This is a genomic window from Verrucomicrobium spinosum DSM 4136 = JCM 18804, from assembly GCF_000172155.1.
Lineage (GTDB): Bacteria > Verrucomicrobiota > Verrucomicrobiia > Verrucomicrobiales > Verrucomicrobiaceae > Verrucomicrobium > Verrucomicrobium spinosum.
Window position 1 is genome coordinate 7637903 of the sequence record NZ_ABIZ01000001.1, and the last position, 20817, is coordinate 7658719.

The 20817-nt window shown below is 60.4% G+C and carries 13 protein-coding genes, 1 tRNA gene and 1 pseudogene; 6 read left to right on the top strand and 9 right to left on the bottom strand.

The features are described 5' to 3' along the window. Positions 1-48: 48 nt before the first annotated feature. The 4 genes from VSP_RS38215 to VSP_RS30835 form a co-directional block, all read right to left on the bottom strand. Entirely contained in the window at positions 49-834 is a 786-nt protein-coding gene (locus VSP_RS38215; protein ID WP_157211154.1) for a LamG domain-containing protein, read from the bottom strand. A 436-nt stretch (positions 835-1270) separates the two neighbouring features. Beyond that, complete coding sequence (locus VSP_RS40310) at positions 1271-2860, bottom strand: DUF3987 domain-containing protein (RefSeq protein WP_009965591.1); 1590 nt, start codon at positions 2858-2860, stop codon at positions 1271-1273. 101 nt (positions 2861-2961) lie between these two features. Next, the gene (locus tag VSP_RS41805) at positions 2962-4137 is read right to left on the bottom strand and encodes a hypothetical protein (RefSeq protein WP_157211155.1); all 1176 of its coding nucleotides are present in this window, start codon (positions 4135-4137) and stop codon (positions 2962-2964) included. Positions 4138-4777: 640 nt separating this feature from the next. Next, positions 4778-5731 carry a hypothetical protein gene (locus VSP_RS30835; protein WP_009965595.1) on the bottom strand — a complete coding sequence of 318 codons (954 nt, stop codon included), beginning with the start codon at positions 5729-5731 and terminating at the stop codon, positions 4778-4780. A gap of 644 nt (positions 5732-6375) precedes the next feature. On the opposite strand from VSP_RS30835, the gene VSP_RS30840 reads away from it, so the two are divergent. After that, a complete protein-coding gene (locus VSP_RS30840; protein ID WP_009965596.1) occupies positions 6376-6564 on the top strand; it encodes a hypothetical protein in 189 nt (62 codons plus the stop codon). Here VSP_RS30840 and VSP_RS42810 read toward each other — a convergent pair. Together VSP_RS42810 and VSP_RS38225 are read right to left on the bottom strand one after the other, a co-directional pair. Continuing rightward, entirely contained in the window at positions 6549-6923 is a 375-nt protein-coding gene (locus VSP_RS42810) for a hypothetical protein (protein ID WP_198141268.1), read from the bottom strand. The two genes, VSP_RS30840 and VSP_RS42810, sit on opposite strands and share 16 nt — an antisense overlap. A 1477-nt stretch (positions 6924-8400) precedes the next feature. Then, positions 8401-9364, bottom strand: a pseudogene (locus VSP_RS38225) (PDDEXK nuclease domain-containing protein). A gap of 801 nt (positions 9365-10165) precedes the next feature. Here VSP_RS38225 and VSP_RS30855 point away from each other — a divergent pair. The 5 genes from VSP_RS30855 to VSP_RS30875 all read left to right on the top strand — a co-directional run bounded on the left by VSP_RS30855 (position 10166) and on the right by VSP_RS30875 (position 18357). After that, entirely contained in the window at positions 10166-11929 is a 1764-nt protein-coding gene (locus VSP_RS30855) for a type I restriction-modification system subunit M (protein WP_029190895.1), read from the top strand. Next, positions 11926-13233: a restriction endonuclease subunit S gene (locus tag VSP_RS38230; protein WP_081452830.1), complete on the top strand. Its 1308-nt coding sequence runs from the start codon at positions 11926-11928 to the stop codon at positions 13231-13233. The genes VSP_RS30855 and VSP_RS38230 overlap by 4 nt, the downstream gene beginning before the upstream one ends. Positions 13234-13245: 12 nt before the next feature. After that, a complete protein-coding gene (locus VSP_RS38235; protein WP_009965601.1) occupies positions 13246-14553 on the top strand; it encodes an AAA family ATPase in 1308 nt (435 codons plus the stop codon). 182 nt (positions 14554-14735) lie between these two features. Beyond that, the gene (locus tag VSP_RS30870) at positions 14736-15275 is read left to right on the top strand and encodes a RuvC family protein (RefSeq protein ID WP_157211157.1); all 540 of its coding nucleotides are present in this window, start codon (positions 14736-14738) and stop codon (positions 15273-15275) included. A 4-nt stretch (positions 15276-15279) separates the two neighbouring features. Then, positions 15280-18357, top strand: coding sequence for a type I restriction endonuclease subunit R (locus VSP_RS30875; RefSeq protein ID WP_009965603.1), 3078 nt, complete (start codon positions 15280-15282; stop codon positions 18355-18357). A gap of 5 nt (positions 18358-18362) precedes the next feature. Here VSP_RS30875 and VSP_RS30880 read toward each other — a convergent pair. The 3 genes from VSP_RS30880 to VSP_RS40320 form a co-directional block, all read right to left on the bottom strand. Beyond that, a tRNA-Cys gene (locus VSP_RS30880) sits at positions 18363-18437 on the bottom strand. A gap of 118 nt (positions 18438-18555) precedes the next feature. Continuing rightward, entirely contained in the window at positions 18556-19158 is a 603-nt protein-coding gene (locus VSP_RS38240) for a L,D-transpeptidase family protein (RefSeq protein WP_009965604.1), read from the bottom strand. Positions 19159-19360: 202 nt separating this feature from the next. Next, positions 19361-20716 (bottom strand): glycosyltransferase family 2 protein, encoded by a 1356-nt coding sequence (locus VSP_RS40320; RefSeq protein ID WP_009965606.1) that lies wholly within the window; start codon positions 20714-20716, stop codon positions 19361-19363. Positions 20717-20817 lie beyond the last annotated feature (101 nt).

A 20817-nucleotide genomic window follows, 5' to 3' on the forward strand; every position in this document is an offset into this window, starting at 1 on the left:
TGGTGCGCGGGGGCCACATGGGTGAAGTCGGGTGGCAGTTTTCACGCTCTATTTCACCTTCCAGACCTTCACATCATCTATCCACAGGGTGCTGGTTGCTCCAAAGCTCAGCCACCGTTTCATGGGATGGGCGAAGCCCTCAGAGCGGTGTGTGACGAGGACTTTGCCATCCACGCTGAGACGCATTTCGTCGCCCTCAAACACGAGCGTCAGCTCATGCCATTCATTGTCTGCCTTCCATGACACCACCTTCTGTTTGGTCTGCAGAAAAGCATCGAGATCCGGCGGCAGCTTCTCCTTCCGTTTAAGGAACTCTGCACGACGCGCTTGAACCTTGAGATCGTGAATGCCGGTCTTGCTGTCCCTCAACATGATGTTGGTGGGATTGAGATAGGCGTAGCAGAGATGCCCGGCATGCACGCTCTTCAGCTCGCGGTCAACGTGCCCCACGATGCATGACTCTCCTTTGTTCAAACCGGGGAGCCGGAAGCGCAAGGTCGTGCCGCCATCTGTGAAGCCCGCATCGTGATGGATGTGGATGCCGTGCCCCGCGGCCTTCTCGTTGCTATAGATCTTGAGAATGCCCTGATCGAGATCCGCCTGTTTGATGTGGGGAGCCCGGTCCGCAGTCGCGCTCTCCCAACCTTTGCCGATATCCTTGAGACCGTTCCCCGTTTCCTCACGCTCGAAGTCGTCTTCAAACAGAAGCGTCCCTTTCGATTCCAACCAGGCACGGTCTTTATCTTGGGGGGCGACCTGTTGTGCTTGAACGGCACCCGAGAGCGCCCATGCAGCCAGCAGCGGAAGCAGGTGTTTCCTGTGAGACAGTATCATGGAGGCGGACAGGCGGAGCTTCATTGACTCGGTATGGGATGGACGTGTTTTTTTCTGCGGCACATGGAGACAACAAGCTGAATGGCACCGGCTTCACGCCAGGGGGCATGGATCCCAAGCCAAACGACATATCAGACGCACAGACATGGCTAATGCTACAACTGGGATGCGCGGTAACAGCAAAAGTCACAAACCTTGCCCCGCGCACCCCGTGAGCCAATCCAGGCGTTGGACAAGACAGCATTCGAAATGCAGGATGGGGACAGTCATGCCAGACAACCCTCCCGTCCTGCCAAGTCAGCCTCGTCTCTTTCAGCAAGCCCTTCTGTCAGCATGCCCATCATGACCGGTCTCCCCTCCGATCACCCCTGCCGATGACCAATCGGCGGCACAGCAGAGTGCCAATCTGTGCTCCGCTCCGCCACAGAGCAGCATCTCAACTCCCCCTCCTTCTCAGCCGCACCCACCGCGTCGGGTCCTCCCGGGTGCCGCCGCCGTACACCTCCACCAGCGGTGCCAGCTCGACCAGGAGCAGATGCAGGGCCTGCTTGCTCAGGTTGCGATGAAACAACGCATTCAGCCCGCTCATGCTCAGCGGCCCGTCTTTGAGCGCCGCAAGCACGCGGGCGGCGCGGGGATTGAGCTCCTCTGCGGTGAAGATGAACATCGCGCTGGCCTCGCAGTAGTCCCACAGCGCCAGTGCCGCCGTGAGGTGATCGTACGCGATCGTTGAGGCCCCGTCCATGAGCGCATAGAGCAGCGCCAGACGCATGACCTGTGCCTCGGAACGGGAAAGCACCTCGCCCGCGCGACCTGCGGGCGGCTCGCTGAGTCGCCCGTAGATCTCCCGCCAGAGCCGACGCGCATTCTCATCCCGCCGCAGCTCGTTGCGCACCCGCGCGGTCCGGATGGCCCGGCGCAGCTCCTGCAAGTGAGCGGTCGTGTCGGGCACCGAGCCGCCCTCCGGCAGGAGCTTGGACCGGTCCGCATGCACCCAGAGGCAGCGGTTGGCGAGCCCGTTGCTCACCTCCACCCCCGCCAGCAGGCGATGCAGCTCTGCCAGCGTGATGTGGCCGATCATGGAGATGTGCGCGTCATCCACCTCCACGCTGTCCTTCCGCCGCAGCACGGCGATGCGCTGCCCGTCCCAGGCCTGCCGCAAGAGGGCGGAGACGGTGCTGCCCTCCCGCCGTATCACCTGCAGCACCTGGGCAAACTCCCCCTCCAGCAGCAGCAGACGCCGGTCCCCTCCCGGCTCGAACACCTGGGCGATGCCCTCCCCGGAGACCACGCCGGATTTCACCCGCTTCGCCAGCCAGTCCGCATCCAGATCCTGCAAGACATGCCGCACCTGCTGCCAGGACGTGCCCTTGCGCGCCTTCGCCGTGCGACCGGTGACAATCGCAAACAGATTCCCCCGATGCCGGGCGCTGTCTGCCACGAAATACGGTGAGGGACCGATGAGATTACCCACCCCCGCGAGCAGTTGCACCAGCAACGCCGCCGGGTCCGCCTCTGTACACGGCAGGATGGTGCGCACCAGATCCCCCAAGGGACCATGCAGGGCCGTCTCCGGGAATTCCGGGCCGGAACGTGCCGTGGGCTGGGCCCCATCAGAAGCGGCTCCCTCTGCGGTGGCACCACAGGCCTCTGCCCCTGCCGGGACCGCTGCCTCCGCCCCCTGGGGCGAGCCCTCGCGCTTCCCCTTCATGACTGGCCAGGAGGCCGGAGTTCCCGCAAACAACACCTCCTTCTCCAACCCCGGGACCGTTCCCGGCCCCGCCCCTGCCCCTGCCCCACGCGATGCGTCGATTTCGTTCTTTTCGTGCATTTCGTACTTCGTTCGCACTCCTCCAGCCGCCAAGCCCCGCTCCGGCCCCGCCTCCGCCCCATGCGATGCGTCGATTTCGTGCATTTCGTGCATTTCGTACTTCGTTCGCACTCCTCCAGCCGCCAGGCCCCGCTCCTCCGCCACCTGCCCCTGCTCCAGTTCTTCCTGCCCTGTTGTCTCGTGTTGTTGTTTCATGTGTTTGTGTCGATTGATCTGTCCCTCGCTCCCAACGGGTTGTTTCAACCAACCCGTCCCAAATGCCGCCTTCCGCCTTCCCAATTTCTAATTTCTAATTTTCAATTTCTAATTTGTTCGAAGAACACTTGGTTCCTCCCCGCGTCCCCCACCACCTGCCCCAGGTCCTTGCACTGGGGTGGCGGCATCAGCACGTCCACCTTGGCTCCGGCGGCCTGGAGCTCGCCCCACCACACGCCACAGGCATGCAGCCCGGCAGGATCGCGATCGGGGATGATGCGCACCAGCCGCCCCTTCAGGCAGGCCAGCAGTTCGGGATCCCGGGCAAAGCGGGAGCTGGCGCTGGTTGCCGCCAGGGGGCTCCAGCCCAGACCTGACACCGCAATCTCCAGGGCGGCCACCGCCTCCAGCAGCCCCGCCGCGCCCTCCACCAGCAGCACGTGGGTGTCGCTCCCCATCACCCACCGGTGCCCCAGGAAGGCACCCTGGCAGCCGGGGAGGTTGTAGCTTTTGCACCGGGAGCCGTCGATCCGCTGGATCGGTTGACCATCGAACCGCCGCAACTGCACAAAGCTGCCATCCCCGATGGCAAAGCAGTCCGCCCCGCCATAGCGCACCCCTTTGAGGAACCCGCCCCGGGCGCAATCCGCCACCGCCCGCTCCGGCAGCCCGCGCAGACGCGCCACCGTGCGGATGCCCGCCGGACGCAGGGGCTGAAAGGCCGGCCAGGTGGCACGCAGCCGGGCCCTCCTCACCTCCGGCTCCTCCTCACTCCGCCGGGGTTCGTTGTTATATTTCCTCGAACCCCGCCATAGGGCTTCACCCACACCTTCTCCCGTCCCTCTCTCCTTCTCCTCCTCTCTGCTCTCTCTTCTCTCTCCAGCAGAGACGAAAGGCTGGCCTTTCCCCTGGCCAGCGCGGCGGGGCCGATCACGATGAGGCTCGCGCTCGCGCTCCTGGTAGAGCAAGTGCCCCCGCTCCCGACTCGGGTGCGGCGTGGACTTGGCACTGCGCAGCTTGTGGCGCAGATCGCGCTCCGTCCACGGCGGCTGGCAGCCCTGGTTCCACTGCTGTAGCAGGGGCAGGGCCTCCTCCGGCTCCAGATCAAAACCCCACACCAGCGCCGAGGCCGCCCTGAAGGTGGTGGCATGCCCGCTCTGCCCTGCCACCGCCACCGGCATCTTGCTCAAGTACAACGCCGCGCGCTCCAACGCCGTCGCCCGTCTGTCCAACGCCCTGTCAGCGGCCCATTCCCCTTCACCGTCACGTCTGTGCATGCGCAGGACAGTGCGCCAAGCTCCCCATCCCGTCATCCTCCGCCCTTTGTGCGGTTGCCGGGGTAACTGGATTGAAGAAACCAGTTGAATCGTTTGTTGGAAATCGGACGCGTTGATACGCGAGTTACCAGTGCGTCAGTGCGTCAGTGCGTCAGTGCGTCAGTGCGTCAGTGGGCAGTGGGCAGTGGGCAGTGGGCAGTGCGTCAAGGCTTTGGGGCCGAAGCTGTACGGAGTACAGGCTTCAGCCTGCGCGGATCACAGAAGACGCCCAAGCCAAGCGGTGCCTGTAGCGCAGATTGGCAATCGGCATCAGTCGCCGGAGAGGGCCCAGGCTTGTGGGTTCTAAGACATCAGCAGGGCGTTGTGAGGACCTTGAGACCGCAAAAGGTCCGCGCCGGGGTTGGAGTACCGCTTTTAAGCGGAATCACTCCGCGGGCGTCCCATGACGTCGCGATCCGCCCCAACACTCAACCACCCCGGGCTGTAGGGCAACCCCGACTACCCCAGACCCCCAACCCCTCCCGGGCCTCCCGCCCAAGCGCCAGCTCAGGTCTGATGTCTGATGTCTGATGTCTGGCAGTCTGGCAGTCTGGCGTCTCCTGCGAAGCAGGCGCAGCTCAGGTCTTGAGTCTTGTGTCTTCTAGTCTTGTGCCTGCCCGCGCAGCGGGCTGGCAGTCTGGTGTCTTGTTCGAGCGTTCCTCCACGCCGTCAGAAACGCGGGGAACCCCACGGGTGCCTGCCCCATGAGGTGGGCAGCCTGGGTGAGGCGATGGTACGCCGTCTCACCATTGGCCGGGCATTCCCAGAGCCGCAGGGGCAGCCAGAGGCGGAGCAGCCAATCTGACGTGCTGCGCTGGTAGCGCTCTGGCTTGCGCAGGGCCTGCTCCAGCTCCCGCCCCAGATCGATCGCGAACTGCACCCGCCCGGCCTCATGCCGCGCCTGGATGTCGCTGGCGTAGTAGGCCAGCACGTTCTCTGGCGGGAACCCATCGCGCAACCGCTCCCGCACCCGGTGCAGCAGCCGCTTGTCCATCGCCTTCTCCGCATTCCCCTCCCGCGCCGCCGCCCGGGCAGAGCGCCCCACCTGTGAGACCACCTGGCACTCACGGAGGGTCAGCCGGTGCACATGCTGCACCAGCCCCGCCAGCGACGTTGCAGAAGAAGCAGCGGCACCCGCATCATCCTCAGCCGGGCACCAGCAATACCCCGCCACATACCGGGGCCAGGGCTCCCGTCCTCCTCCACCCTCTCCGCGTGCCAGCCGCTCCAGCACCAGCCCATCCAGCATCTCGCAATCCGCCAGCCCCTGCTGCAGCCGCGCCCGCGCCACGGCCAGCACCCACGGGGCTGCGAGCCCAAGCTCCCTGCTCCGCCCTTTCTCTTCCTCCCGGCAGAGCCGCCGCAACCGCCACACGATCTGCGCCATCCGCCCCCGCACCTCCCGCATCTCTCGCTGGCTCTCCCTCTCGCTTTCGGCGACTCCCGTCCGCTGGCCATCCCCCACGACCCAAGGCCACGGCAAGATCCACGCCCCGCTCTCCGACCGGATCCGGGTCGTAGCAGGGGCCGTAGCAGAGAGAGACGCAGTGGCCATGAGAGGAAAAAAGGCAGTCCCCTCACCAGACCCAGCCCGCTCCTAAAGCCAAGTAAAACCGCCCTTTCCATGCCATGAACCTGGCCCCCCCCTGCCCCTGATTCCGTTGGGAAACAAGCTTGCAGCGCTTTTCGCCACGCCTCTGCCCATGGGCGATAGTCGTCCAGGTCAGCCAGCCTGGCAATGGCGAGCACCCGCCCTAGATCCTTGTTGCTGCGTTTGATCTCCCGGCCGACGATGGCTGCGCTCATGCTTTCCGGCTTGATCCTGGGATGCTCCAAAAGATTGGCGAGCGCCATCATCTCAGGACGAGCATAACGAATTCCCAAACGCCCAGCTTTAAGCGGCCGAAATGTTGTGACGGAAAGAAAGCGAAACGTAGGCAGACCGAAGTGGCCCTCGGTCAGCGGCAGCCGGGTCCACACTCTGCCAGAGACATCAGCAGATGCTGGCACCGTCAACAGTTCGATGAACCAAGCTTCCTCTGAATCAGGTTTAACATTCGGAGGATATAGCCGTACGGCGGGCAACTCTTCCACAGGCGTCTTGTCGCTACCAGGTTTTTGGTGGTTGCCTGTCACCCTTCGCTGCCAGCCCGCGTCCAGCAGTTGACGGGCAATACTCTGCCCCGCTCCGACTGCGGCATGAAACGGTTCAAGGACACAATCCACATCTTTGGTGCGGACAGCCTTGGAGGGGTCTTTCCTGAAGTAGTGATAGCCGGCAGCAAGGCTGCCGATCACCACAATGTTGTTGCGGCATGCCTCCGGAACGGCGCGGGCCACTTCTGCAAGAACACGGGAGGGGGAGACCTGACTCATGACGATGATTGAGGTGACAACCGGGCGAGGAACTCCAGGGCCTGGGGCTCCAGACGGGCTTCATGAAGATCTAGAAGGCATTCGACCTCATCCGCACAACAGAGGCCATTTTCGGATTCGGTGAAGAACGAGGCCGGGCGGGACAAGGTATGAAGGACGACCCGACAGGGCTCACCCCGTTCCGCTGGCACCAGGGCAGGATCCAGGCGACGCAAAAACTCGGGCACCTCTCCCTCTCGACCCGCGTGGACCACGAGGTCCAACCGGGGCGTGCCGACCAGATCCAGTCCAGGTACATACCGTCTCGCTCCAAGCACTCCGCCGACGGCGATGTCATGACGATTAAGTTCGCGGAGGCGGCTCAGGAGCACCTCAGGAGGGCGCGGTCTGCCGGAGCGGTCAGCGAATCCTTGGGTTGCGCGGGCCTTCTCGGATTGGGCAACCAACCTGAACCATTCATCGCGAGGAAATGTGTCCAACTCCACCCTCCGGTCGGAGCGTCTGCGCAACGAGGAGTCCAAACGCTCCAATGCACTCGCGACAGTAGGATAGGAGAATCCAGTCTGCTGACAAAGCTCCTTCAACGTTAGAGGACCACTCCTGCGGAACCAATGGATGAGGAGCACTTGAAGCACTTCGTAAAAAGACTCCTTGTGTCGTCTTCTAGCCTGGGATTTATCCTGTCTGAGAAGGGCTCTTTCAACCACTTGATCAATGATCTTCACGTCTTCATCGCTCGGAGGGTTCCCCGTGACCTCTATTCGATGCTCGGATCTCCTCACCACCAAACTAAGCTTGGATGCCAAATCTGACTTCAAAAGGCTGCAAATCGCCTGCCACTCCCGTATGAGTCGCGCCTCCCCGACCAAGGGGGCCTCCAGGATCAGGAAGCACCGTTCGATCTTATCCTGATTCCGGGCCGTCAAATGCGCCGCCTCCACCACCGCCAGCGCAACACTCCGCAAATCTCGCAGTCCTATCTTCACTTCGAAAAGGGACTTCCCATCGGCTGAGACAGCATCCACCAAGATTTGGCTACTGTCGTCATACGGCAACCCGACATAGAATTGCGGAGCACCTTTCATCTGCGTGAAAATGCTCTTTTAAATCAAAGTCGCAAGTTTAAATTAAACTCGCACTTTCATTTAAAACTCGCACCTAGATAATTGACAGGGCTGAATCGCGAGGCGCAAAAATCCAAGAGCACAAAAAGTACGAAAAGAGCGAAATCGAGGCCAGGCGGGAGACAGAAGACTGCCAGACACCAGACGCCAGACTTGAGTTCTCGCAAAGGAGCCCCGGCCCGCCGGAGCGCTCATTGGGGAGCGCATGCATCCTGCGTGCTGTTCGCGGCATCTTGCCGCGAACGTCGTTCGCTTGTTCCTGATACCCAATTCCCCCTGGGTCTCGCCCCAAGCGCCAGCTCAAGTCTGATGTCTGGTGTCTTCTAGTCTGGCGTCTCCCGCGCAGCGGGTTCTGCCAAGCAAAACCGCCCTTTTACCCCCCTCCAAAACCCCGAAAGTCATAACACCCTCATCCTCAACACTGATAAATACTCCGTACGAAGTACGAAAAGAACGAAATGCACGAAATCGACGAACCGAGGCCTGGCGGGAGACAACAGACTGACCGCTGTGCGGGAGACAGAAGACTGCCAAATCAGATACCAGACACCAGACTTGAGCTCCCGCATTCGGTTCCACGATCAACGGAGGGCTCAGTAGAAAGGAGGCGGGGGTTCCTAGCCCCGCTCAGTCGAACGACCCCTGACGCTGCGATCTGCCTCAACACCCAATCGCCCCAAGGCCTCCTGCCCAGGCGCAGCTCAAGTCTGATGCCTTGTGTCGTCTAGTCTGGCGTCTCCTGCGCAGCGGACAGGCTTTCGTCAATCACCGCCCGCTCCCGGTCCAGTTCCCGGCGCAGATCCTCCTCCGAGGGCAGCACCAGGCGGTATTTGCTGGCAAACAACTGCTCGCTTTCGTGCAGCACGGAATACCGCACCACCGACTGATCCTTGCTCCCGCAGAGCAGGATGCCTACCGTGGGATTGTCGCCCTCACCCCGGCGCAGATCATCATAGAGCCGGACATACATGTCCATCTGGCCGATGTCCTGATGGGGCCAGGTGCCCGGTCTTCAGGTCGATCAGCACGAAGCACTTGAGCAGGTAGTTGTAGAACACCAGATCGATGTAAAAATCCTGCGTCTCCGTACTGACCCGCTGCTGGCGGGCCACAAAGGCAAAGCCCCTGCCCAGTTCCAGCAGGAATTGTTGCAGCTTGTCCATGAGCGCGCTCTCCAGATCCGCCTCCAGTAGCCGCCCCGCCTCTGGCAGGCCCAGGAATTCCAGCATCACCGGGTCGCGCACGAAATCCCGGGCCGTTGGCACGGCAGGCGACGTGACTTCCACCGGCAGCGCCTTGTTCTGGCTGGAAAGCAGACGTTCGTAGGACAAGCTGCCGATCTGCCGTTCCAGCAGCCGGTAGTGGGTCCAACTCAATTCAGGACGCAGTGCGTCTAAAATTGGAAAGGAAAGGTAGAACTGCTTCATCTTGTGAAGATTGGACGCATCAAAGCCACGCCCAAACTCCTCCGTCAGCTTCTCAGCCAGCCGTGGCAGCAATCTAGCCCCATACTCCGCCCGCGCTTCTCCCCCCTGCTCATACTCCACGATGTGCCTGCCGATCTCCCAATAGGTCCGCACCTGGGCAGCGTGGGCCGTGCTCAGCACCTTCTGACGCGCCTGTAGGATCAGTTCTCGCAAAGCAGCCAGCAACGGAGGAACCGCTGGCGGGAGACAGAAGACTGCCAGACACCAGACGCCAGACCTGAGTTCCCGCAAAGGTAGCCCCCGCCCGCCGGATCGGTCAGTAAAAGGAGCGAGGGACATTCCTGTCCCGGTTCGTGCCAAACGTCCCATGACAAAGCAATACCCCCGGCCCTTCCGCCCCACGCGCCAGCTCAGGTCTTGCGTCTTGTGTCTTCTAGTCTGGCGTCTCCCGCGCAGCGGGCCCTGACCCAGCCCATCCCCAAAGCCAAGCAAAGCCGCCCTTTCCATGCCATGAACCAGGCCCCCCCCCTGCCCCTGATACCCAATTCCCCCTGGGTCTCGCCCCAAGCGCCAGCTCAAGTCTGATGTCTTGTGTCTGGCAGTCTGGCGTCTCCCGCGCAGCGGGCTCTGCCAAGCAAAACCGCCCTTTTGCCCCCCCTCCAAAACCCCGAAAGTCATAACACCCTCATCCTCAACACTGATAAATACTCCGTACGAAGAACGAAATGCACGAATTGAACGAATTGAACGAATTGAACGAATTGGGGCCCGGAGGCCAGTGCGTCAGTACGTCAGTGGCCAGTGCGTCAAGGCGTTGGCCCCGAAGCGGTACGGAGTCCAGGCACCAGCCTGCGCGAGTCACATCACCCCCCAACGGAGCGCTCATTGGGGATCGCACGCATCCTGCGTGCTGTTCGCGGCATCCTGCCGCGAATGCCGTTCTCTCTACCCCGGACGCCCATTTCTCCCTGGGCAACCTTGATTTGAACACCCATCCTATCGTACTAAGTTCATGAAACAGAGGGCTTGAGAATAACCTGCTGCTGCGGCTTGGTGGGGCTGATGCCTGATCACCACGACCTCGCCAATCTCGTCTGGCAAATCGCCGACCTGCTGCGTGGCCCCTACACGCCTCCTCAGTACGAACGCGTTATGCTGCCCATGACGGTGCTGCGCCGGTTCGACTGCGTCCTTGCCCGCACCAAAGCAAAGGTTTTGGCTGAGCACTCCCGCCGCAAGGACGGCAAGGTGCAGGGGGACGGCTTGGACCAACTGCTGAACAAGGCCGCCGGACAGCGCTTCCACAACCGTTCCCCGCTCGACTTCGACAAGCTCAAGGGTGACTCTGACAATATCGAGAAACATCTTGTGAGCTATATCAAGGGCTTCTCCGCCAACGTTCGCACCATCTTCGACTACTTCGAGTTTGAGAAGGAGATCGAGAAGATGCGGGAGTCCAATCTTCTCTACCTCATTGTCTCCAAGTTCAGCGAAGTGGACCTCGACCCCGTAAGGGTGCGCAGTGAGGAGATGGGGCTCATCTTTGAGAACCTCATCCGCCGCTTCTACGAGCAAGCCAACGAGACGGCTGGAGACCACTTCACCCCGCGGGAGGTCATCCGGCTCATGGCCGGGCTGCTCTTCATCAATGACGATGACCTGCTCAGCACCCCAGGTGCCGTGCGAAAGCTGCTGGACCCTGCCTGCGGCACCGGCGGCATGCTGGCAGAGGCGCAGAACTACATGCGCGAGCACCACGCCGCCGCCCAGCTCTACACCTACGGGCAGGACTACAACAAGCGCGCCTTCGCCACCGCCGCCTCAGAGATGCTCATCAAGGAGGTGGCTCACAATGGCAGCGGGGACAACGTACGCTTTGGCGACATCTTCACCGACGACCGCTTCAAAGACGAGACCTTCGACTACGTCATCGCCAACCCGCCCTTCGGCGTGGACTGGAAGAAACAACAGCGGGAGGTCGTACGCGAACACGACAGCGGCAAGGGCCGCTTCAACGCCGGGCTGCCACGGGTGAATGACGGCAGCCTGCTCTTCGTGCAGCACATGATCAGCAAGTTCGAGCCCGTCCTGCCCCATCTGGAGAAGCACGGCTCCCGCATGGCCGTCGTCCTCAGCGGCTCTCCGCTTTTCACCGGCGGCGCGGGCAGCGGCGAGAGCGAGATCCGCAAATGGATCATTGAGAGTGACTGGCTGGAGGCCATCATCGCCCTCCCGGAGCAGATGTTTTACAACACCGGCATCGGCACCTACATCTGGCTCCTCACCAACCGGAAGGAGAAGCGCCGCAAAGGCAAGATCCGGCTCGTGGACGCACGTAGTTTCTGGAAACCCGGCGGTTCCGAGGAGAACCGCCGCAGCCTGGGCGACAAACGGCGGCATATCAGCGCCGCGCAAATCGAACAAATCCTGAAACTCTACGACCACCGTCAGGACGGTGAACACAGCAAGACCTTTGACAACGCGGACTTCGGCTACACGCGCGTCACCGTGGAGCGCCCCTTGCAAGACGAGGCTGGCGTCATTCAGAAAGACAAGCACGGCAAACCCAAGCCCGACGCCAAGCTCCGCGACTTTGAGAACATCCCGCTCAAGGAAGACATCAACGCCTACTTCAAGCGCGAAGTGCTGCCTCACGTCCCAGACGCCTGGATGGACCGCAGCAAAGACAAGGTGGGATACGAGATCAACTTCAACCGCCACTTCTACAAGTTCACCCCACCGCGTGACCTCGCGGAGATCGATGCGGAGATTGAGATCGCGGAGAAGGAGTTCATGAGGTTGTTCAAGGAGGTGACCCTACAATGAACAAGAAGCCAACTAGTTCGAAAGTGCTCAATGGGTCTTATTCACCAGCGAATACATGGAATGCAGCTCCACTTAAACGTTGGACGACATCCATCCAAACTGGGCCTTTTGGAAGCCAACTACACCACGAGGACTATCTGCGCGGTGGCCACCCCGTCATCAATCCATCGCATTTGATCAACGGCTACATCAATCCGGATGATGAATGCGCCGTGTCCAAAGAGAAATTCGAAGAACTTATCCGACATGAACTGCTCGAAGGCGATATGGTGTTTGCAAGGCGAGGCGAACTCGGGCGCTGTGGATTGGTGACACATTCACAACACGGCTTTCTCTGCGGCACTGGCAGTATAAGAGTACGCCCTGATCGCGGGAGTTTGCAGCCAACATATTTGCGCTGGTTCATGCAGACCAAGGCCGTCGCGGAATGGCTTTCGCTTGAGTCGGTTGGAACCACCATGGATAACCTTGGTGCCGAAACTGTCGCAGAACTGCCAATTCAAGCCCCTTCACCACCACGTCAGCACTCCATCGCCACCTACCTAGACCGTGAGACGAAGCGGATAGATGAGTTGGTCAGCGTCAAAGAAAGACTTCTGGAGCTGGTCGCAGAGAAACGACGGGCCCTCATCACCCGAGCCGTCACTCGCGGACTTAACCCCAAGGCCGCACTGCGCGACTCCGGCATCCCGTGGCTTGGGGCCATCCCGGAACATTGGCAAGTGGAACGTTCCAAATGGCTCTTCACAGAGCGCGACGAACGATCCTCAACAGGCGAGGAGGAAATGCTCACGGTTTCCCATCTCACTGGGGTCACCCCAAGGGCAGAGAAGGATGTGAATATGTTTGAGGCAGAAACCACCGAAGGCTACAAACTCTGTCAACCCAATGACCTGGTCATCAACACGCTCTGGGCTTGGATGGGTGCCATGGGAACTGCACGAGCACCTGGCATGGTCAGCCCAGCCTACCATGTCTACACTCCAGGCGATCGACTAGACTCTGACTATGTGGATGCTCTGGTCCGTATACCCATTTTTGCACAAGAGGCGATCCGATTCTCCAAAGGCGTATGGTCCTCACGGCTTCGGCTGTATCCGGAAGGTCTCTATGAAATCTGGTTCCCGGTTCCCCCACTAGAAGAACAACGCGCCATCGTCACCCACATCGCCAGGGAAACTGCCAAACTCGATGCCCTGCGCGCCAGTGCGGAGCGAACCATCGCCCTGCTGAAGGAGCGCCGCGCCGCCCTCATCTCCGCCGCGGTGACGGGGAAGATTGCCATTCCTGACTCCATCGACTAAACTCCCTTCGTTATGAGAATCGTCTCTATTCAGATCGACAACTTTCGAGGCATCAAGCATCTCGGTTTGGAGTTCGATCCCCGGTTCACGCTCCTGGTAGGCGACAACGGATCTGGCAAGACCAGCATTCTCAGTGCGCTTTCCGTCGCCCTCGGCATCTGGCATGTCAGCAAAATCGTCAGCGGGGCCAAGCAGTGGCGGAACATCATGGACCATGAGGTGCATGAGGTGCTGGGACGAGATGAGAACGGACAGCGGCAATTTCAGCCAGCCGGACCCGTCCAGATCACCGCCACAGGCAGCATCGGTGACCGGTCTGCACACGCATGGACGCGAAGAAAACGGGCGAGGAAGTCGCGAACGGTGGACCAGTGGGCGACACAAACCGTCACAGACATTCAAGCAGCTCTCGCCGCCAGAGAACAGAGGCAGGAGGCCCTGCCCCTGCTGGCCTACTATGGCGCTGGAAGAGCCTGGCTGCCGTCCAATGAACGGGAGCTGGCCGACCTCTCGGGTGACCTGAAGAGCAGGCCCGAGGACGGCTACTATGATTGCCTCAGCGAGAGGATCCGTGTCAAGGATGTGATCAAGTGGTTCGTGCTTCAGGCGGCGAAGCGGGATGAGTCCGGCCAGTTCAAACCCGCCTTTGAAGCCGTAAGGCTGGCCTTGAAGCGAGGCATCCCTGGGATTGACGAAATTTACTGGGACCACCTCAAAGGAGAGGTGGTGGTCAGCATTCACGGGAAGCCACAGCCCTTCACCAACCTGAGCCACGGCCAGATGACGATGGCCGCCACCCTCGCAGACATGGCCATTCGCGCTGTTTCCCTGAACTCCCACCTTCTGGGAAATGGCGGCGGCAGCGCCCACCCGGAACAACTCCTGGATCAGACTCCCGGGGTAGTGCTCATCGACGAAGTGGACGTGCATTTGCATCCGGAATGGCAGCGCAGTGTCATCAAAGACTTCACTGGCACATTTCCAAAAGTCCAATTCATCTGTTCTTCCCACTCGCCCCAGGTTTTCGGAGAGTTGCCAAAGGATCAAATCCTGGTGCACTCCGCCACGACGGGTGACTGGCACCATCCGTCACGCAGTTTTGGCGTGGATTCCAGCAGGATACTTGACGAGGAAATGGACGCATCTTCAGCGAATCCCGAACTCCTCCTGAAAAAAAGTGAGCTTGCTCAAATCATCGACAAAGAGGACTTCACTCAAGCGGAGAAGATGATTACTGAGCTCTCCCAAACAGTGGGAGAGAACGATCCAGACCTCACACGCGCCCGCACCCTAATCAGCTTCCTTCAAGACACCAAATGAGGGCAATCACGAAACTACCTGAGCCAGCTTCATTGACGCACTATCGGGCCAGTGCCAACGCCTCTTACGAGAGTGCATACGATGAATTTCCACACAAGGATGAACTGCGGGGCCAATTAGTGACGGAGCAACGGGGATTGTGCGCCTTCTGCGGAGGACGTATTGTTCGCGGCCCGAGCGCCATGAAGATCGCCCACTGGAACCCGCGAAAATTAAAGAGAATTGCCGCAGACGGGACTGTCACCTATCCCAATATTGGGGATCAGCTGTCCTATTGGAACATTCTGGGCTGTTGCAATGGGAACTATGAGATTAACGGGCATTACCCGCCAGAGAAGCAGCATTGCGACACCCATCAGGGCAATAAGTCTCTATCGAGAAACCCATCCAACCCAGATCACCGAATAGAGGAGATCATATCATACCTTGCTGACGGATCGATTGTCTCCTCAGACTCGCAATTCAACCAAGAACTGGGTGCCAAAAATGCCAACGGTACGTTTGACGAGGGTGTATTGAACTTGAACCTTTCCTTCCTGCGGACAAATCGAAAACAAGCGCTCAATGGATTTAAGGATGGGTTAGCTAAAAGAGGGCGCCTGACAAAAGCGCAAATTACCCGGTTGCTAACCAAGTACCGGGGCGACGCGCCCGGCGAACTCGATCCATATTCTCCGGTCATTGCGTACTGGCTCAAGAAGCGGTTGGAGAGAGAGGCCTGAAAACATGAAGCCCAAATCCACCTCCGAGCTCGCCTTCGAGTCCGTGATCGAGGCCCACCTGCTACGCCACGGCTACCAGTCGCTAGGTGGAGCCAGCTTTGACCGTGATCTGGCGTTGTTTCCTGAAGAAGTGCTCGCCTTCATCCGGGAGACACAGCCCAAGGTCTGGGAGAAGCTGGAGCAACTGCACGGGAAGAAGACCGGGGAGCAGATCATCCGGGATCTGGCAAAGTGGATGGACTCCCACGGCTGCCTGGCGACGCTGCGGCATGGCTTCAAATGCTACGGGCGCACCTTGCGCGTGGCTTATTTCAAAGCAGCACACGGGCTCAATCCGGAACTGGAACAACAGTATGCGCAAAACCGCCTGTGCATCACCCGCCAGCTTCACTACAGCGCCCGAAGCGAAAACTCCCTGGATGTGGTGCTGAGCCTCAACGGGATTCCATTGGTGACGATGGAACTCAAGAACGCCCTGACGGGCCAGACGGTGGAAGAGGCGAAACGCCAGTACTGCAAGGACCGGGACCCGCGCGAGCCCATCTTTGAATTCAAGCGGCGGACGCTGGTCCACTTCGCCGCGGACACGGACACCGTCTTCATGACGACGCGTCTGGCCAAGGAGGCGACGCACTTTCTCCCCTTCAACCAAGGCTGCGAGGGTGGCCAGGGCAACCCGCCTGATCCGGACGGACGAAACTACCGCACCGCTTACCTTTGGGAAGAGGTGCTGGAGCGGGAAAGTCTGTTGGAGTTGCTGGCGGTCTTCCTCCACCTGCAAATCGAAGACAAGCGTACGGAAGATGGGCGAATGGTGCAGAAGGAGACGATGATCTTTCCCCGCTATCACCAGCGGCAGTGCGTGAAATCGCTGGTGAACGCCGCACGAGCCGAGGGCCCGGGGCACAACTACCTCATCGAGAACTCGGCTGGCAGCGGCAAAAGCAACACCATAGGGTGGCTGGCCCATCGTCTGGCCTCTCTGCACAACTCGAGCGACGAACGCGTGTTTCAATCCGTCATCGTCATCACGGACCGGCTGGTGCTCGATCAGCAGCTTCAGGACACGATTTATCAGTTCGAGCATCGCCAGGGCGTGGTGCAGAAGATCGACGAAAGCTCCCGCCAGCTTGCCGAGGCACTGGAAAATGAGGTGCCCATCATCATCACGACGATGCAGAAGTTTCCTTTCGTTTCCCGACAGCTGCTCAAGCTGGCGGAGAAACGGGGGGAATCGGGCAACGGAGTGCTGACCACGCGCAACTGCGCTGTGATCATTGACGAAGCTCACAGCTCGCAATCCGGCGAGACCGCCACAGAGGTGAAAGAGGTGCTGGGAGGTGACGAACTGCGCAGGCAGGCCGTCGAACGCGCCGCTGAGGAAGGACTGACCAACCTGGAAGAACTCTGCCGCAGCATGGCAAAACGCGGGCGGCAGAAGAGCCTGAGCTTCTTCGCCTTCACCGCAACACCCAAGTTCAAAACGCTGGCCGTCTTTGGGCGGGAAGGGCAACCCTTTCACCGCTACACCATGCGGCAGGCCATTGAGGAGCAGTTCATCATGGACGTGCTCAAGAGCTACACGACGTACAAAGCCTACTTCAAGCTCGTGCGTGCGTCTGAGGCCGACCCGAACGTGGAACGCAAGAAGGCTGCAAAGGCACTGGCACGGTTCCTCCGGCTGCATCCGGTGAATGTCAGCCAGAAGACCGAGATCATGGTGGAGCACTTTCAGGCCGTGACACGCCACAAGATCGGCGGGAAGGCCAAGGCCATGGTGGTGACCGGCTCCCGGCTGGAGGCGGTGCGGTACAAGGAAAGTTTTGACCGTTACATCAAGGCCAAAGGCTACGCCATCAAATCACTCGTAGCCTTCTCCGGCGTGGTGGAGGACGACAAATTCCCCGGCAAAACCTACACCGAGGAAGGGATGAACGAGGGCGTAAAGGAAAAGGAACTGCCGGAGAAGTTCGCCGGCCACGACTATCAGGTGCTCCTGGTGGCAGAGAAGTACCAGACTGGGTTCGACCAGCCGCTGCTCCACACCATGTTCGTGGACAAACGACTCTCTGGCATTCAGGCGGTGCAGACCCTCTCACGTCTCAACCGAATTCATCCCCAGAAGGAAGACACCTTCGTTCTGGACTTCGTCAATGATCGCCAGGAGATCTTCGAAGCCTTCAAGCAATTCTATGATGGGGCAGAGATGGGCGAGCCGGTGGAACCGTCCCGCCTCTATGAACTCAAAGCGGAACTGGATGCTTCCGGCATCTATCTGGCTGCCGAGGTGGAGCGCTTTTGCGCAGTGTTCTTCCTGCCAAAAGCACGCCAGAGCGCAAATGATCATCAAGCCATGAACGCCGCTCTCGACCCGGCGGTGCAGCGCTTCACCACCCTCCGCAAAGCCGATGAGGACGAGGCGGAAAACTGGCGCAGCAAGCTGGCTGCCCTCCGGAATCTGTATTCCTTCCTCAGCCAGATCATCCCTTATCAAGATTCCGATCTGGAAAAGCTCTACACTTACCTGCGGCATCTCTCCCCCAAACTGCCCAAGCGGGGTACAGGCCCGGCATACGTGTTCGATGACGACGTCCGCCTCGAATACTACCGGCTGCAGAAGATCAGTGAAGGGTCCATTTCTCTGGCCACTGGCAGGGCCAAACCGCTCGACGGCCCTGGCGAGGTCGGCACGGGGGTAGTGCGGGAAGAGCCGGTGAAACTCTCCAAGCTGATCGACCTGCTCAATGATCGCTTCGGCACTGATTTCACCGAGGCGGACCAGCTCTTCTTCGACCAGATCATGGAATCCGCCATGACCGATGAAACGCTGCATCAAGCGGCAAAGGTCAACTCTGAGGACAAGTTCAAGATCGTCTTCAACACCGCCTTGGAAAACCTCTTTGTCGAACGTCTCGACCAGAACGAGGAAATAGTTGCACGAGTGATGAACGAGCAGTCGTTCCGCAAGCAAATCGCTCAATGGATGGCGGAAGAAGTCTATCGGAAGATTCGACCCCAAAAATCAGTGAGGTACGAGAATCCTGCTCCGAGAAAGAAAACCAAGACAGCTCTCAAAAGCTGAACAATTGGAGGCGAGGGCGGGAATTGAACCCGCGCATACCGGTTTTGCAGACCAGTGCATTACCACTTTGCTACCTCGCCATGCGCGACTCCCAAGGGGAGAGCGGCCGGGAAAGTAGCGTAGGGGGCGGGAAAGGAAAGGGAAAAGTTGTCAAAAGACACCAGACGGCGGCCCATCCCCCCCCCAGCCTGGCGGGCTCTAGCGGATCACCTTCACCGGCATGCCCACGTAGGCGTTCTCATAGAACTTGGGCACCACGTTGCGGTCCATGCGGATGCAACCGTGAGAGGCGGGATAGCCGGGGAGGTACCCCTGGTGCATGCCCACCCCGTCCCACGTCAGACGCATGAAAAAATTCATGGGCGCGGGCACATACTTGCAGCCAGGGGGTACGGGAGAGCGGGGCGTGGCGTCATTGTTCACGGCGTTGCCAGCGGAGTCCTCCACATGGCCGTAGGAGGAGGACACGTGGTCGATGTCTTTCTCCAGAATCTTGTAGTCCCCAGACGGGGTCGCCCGCATTTCCGTACCTGAGGAGATGGCGGCCACCCCGATCACATGACCCGCCCGGTAGAACTCGGCCACCTGGCGGCGCAGATCCACCACGATGTAGCTCTCCCCCTGGGAGCCATCGTCATCCCAGTACGACACGGGCTCTGCCACGCCGAGCTGCTGAGGCGCGGTCGGCACGGGGCCGCCCAGGCCAGCCAGATAGTTGGCCCCCAGGTTTTCCGCAGGGGGTGTGGTGCAGGAGGCGAGCAGGAAAAGGCCGGCAAGTGCAGAGAGGACGGTGGATTTCATGCGGGTCATCAAAATTTTGGGGGCCTCTGTGTGGCCCCAAATGCGCCCCGATTCAAATGAAATGACCTAACGGGCTCTCGACCATGAGAAAGGCGGCCCCTCCACCTCGGCCAGCAAGGGTGCTGCGGTGGGATGAATGCTCTCCAGAAAGGCCTGGCTCAGAGGCATGAAGTTTTCGCCAAGTGCCATAGCCCCGCCCGCCCTACCAGCGAATGCCCACCCTCATGAGCAGCGTGGAGATCAGGGCTTTGAACTGCGCCCGGTTCACCCGGCGCGCCAGTCCACCGCGGTTGAACTCACGCCCCAGCTCACGTTCGCGGAGGAGCTGCATTTCCTTGTACCCGTCCGTGTTGATGGTGACGGCGTTTTTCTGCTCGCTGTGCATGCGGAAGGCACCGGTGAAGTACGGCAGCCGCACCATCCGGGCACCGGCCTTTTGCAGCCGCAGGAGGAGGTCCCAGTCCAGCGCAAACTGGAAGCTCGGATCCATGCCGCCGATCTTCTCATAGATGCTGCGCCGCCAGAAGCAGGTCTCCTGGGGAATGAAGTCTGCCCACAGGAGGAGCTCTGCATCGTGCACCGGCAGCACCCAGCGGGCGACCTCATAGCTGCGCTCATTGATGACGAGGCGGTGCCCATAGACCACATCCACCTCAGGATGCCGGGCAAAATAGTCTGCCACATAGGCCAGGGTGCCGGGCAGGATGAGGTCGTCGGAATTCAGCCAGGCCATGATGTCCCCCGTGGCCTTCAGCAGGCCCTGACGCACCGCGTCTGCCTGCCCGCCATCCCGCGCGCTCTGCCAGTGGGCCAGGCGGGACTCGTACTTCATGATGACCTCCACCGAGGCATCCGTGGAGCCGCCATCCATGATGATGTACTCCAGGTGCGGATAGTTCTGCTCCAGCAGGCTCCGCATCGTCTCATCCAGGTACACCGCCTGATTGTACGACGGGGTGACGATGCTGATCTTGGGCAGTTGCTCGACGGGGAGCTTGGGCTTCGGGATGGTGTCGAACTGCATGGGCCGGGCCTCGAACTGCTTCAGCACGCCCAGGCGCATCCAATGCGTCCAGATGAGGCTCTCCAATGAGGGCACCCACGCCAATGCCCGCCGGATGAGCGAGTCGGAAATGCCGCCTGGCAGCGGGGCCGTGGCATCATACGAGGGCATGAGGTGCGGCGAGGTGTAGAAGTTCACCAGCACGTTCTCCGTGCTGCGCAGCCGCTGCGCCAGCTCACGAATCGCATGGCGACGCCTGCGGAGGAGCTTGCGAAAGACGTTGTTCCGCCGGTGCACCTTCTGGGCCTCTTTCTTCTTCAGCGCCCACTTCTCCCGCATCTGTGACCACAGTTGCTCCCGCTTTTGATCCGTTTCCTCCAGCCGGGTAATGAGCTGGTTCCTCTCTTCCAGCAGGCCCAGCAACCTTGCGACCTCTTTCTCCAGGTCCTCCTTGCTCGATTCCCCGTCCACGGTTGCCCCTGCGGAGGCACCACCAGCGCGGCGGGCCACGAGGTCCATGTAACGTTTGAGCAAGACTTCTTTAAATTTCGGCATGCAGTAGAGGGGCAAGGGGGCGCCAGCGACAGTTAGTCAGCTTTGACCTTCCCTCAATGACCAATACTTGGGGAAAAAACAATTCCCCACCCCGGGATGGG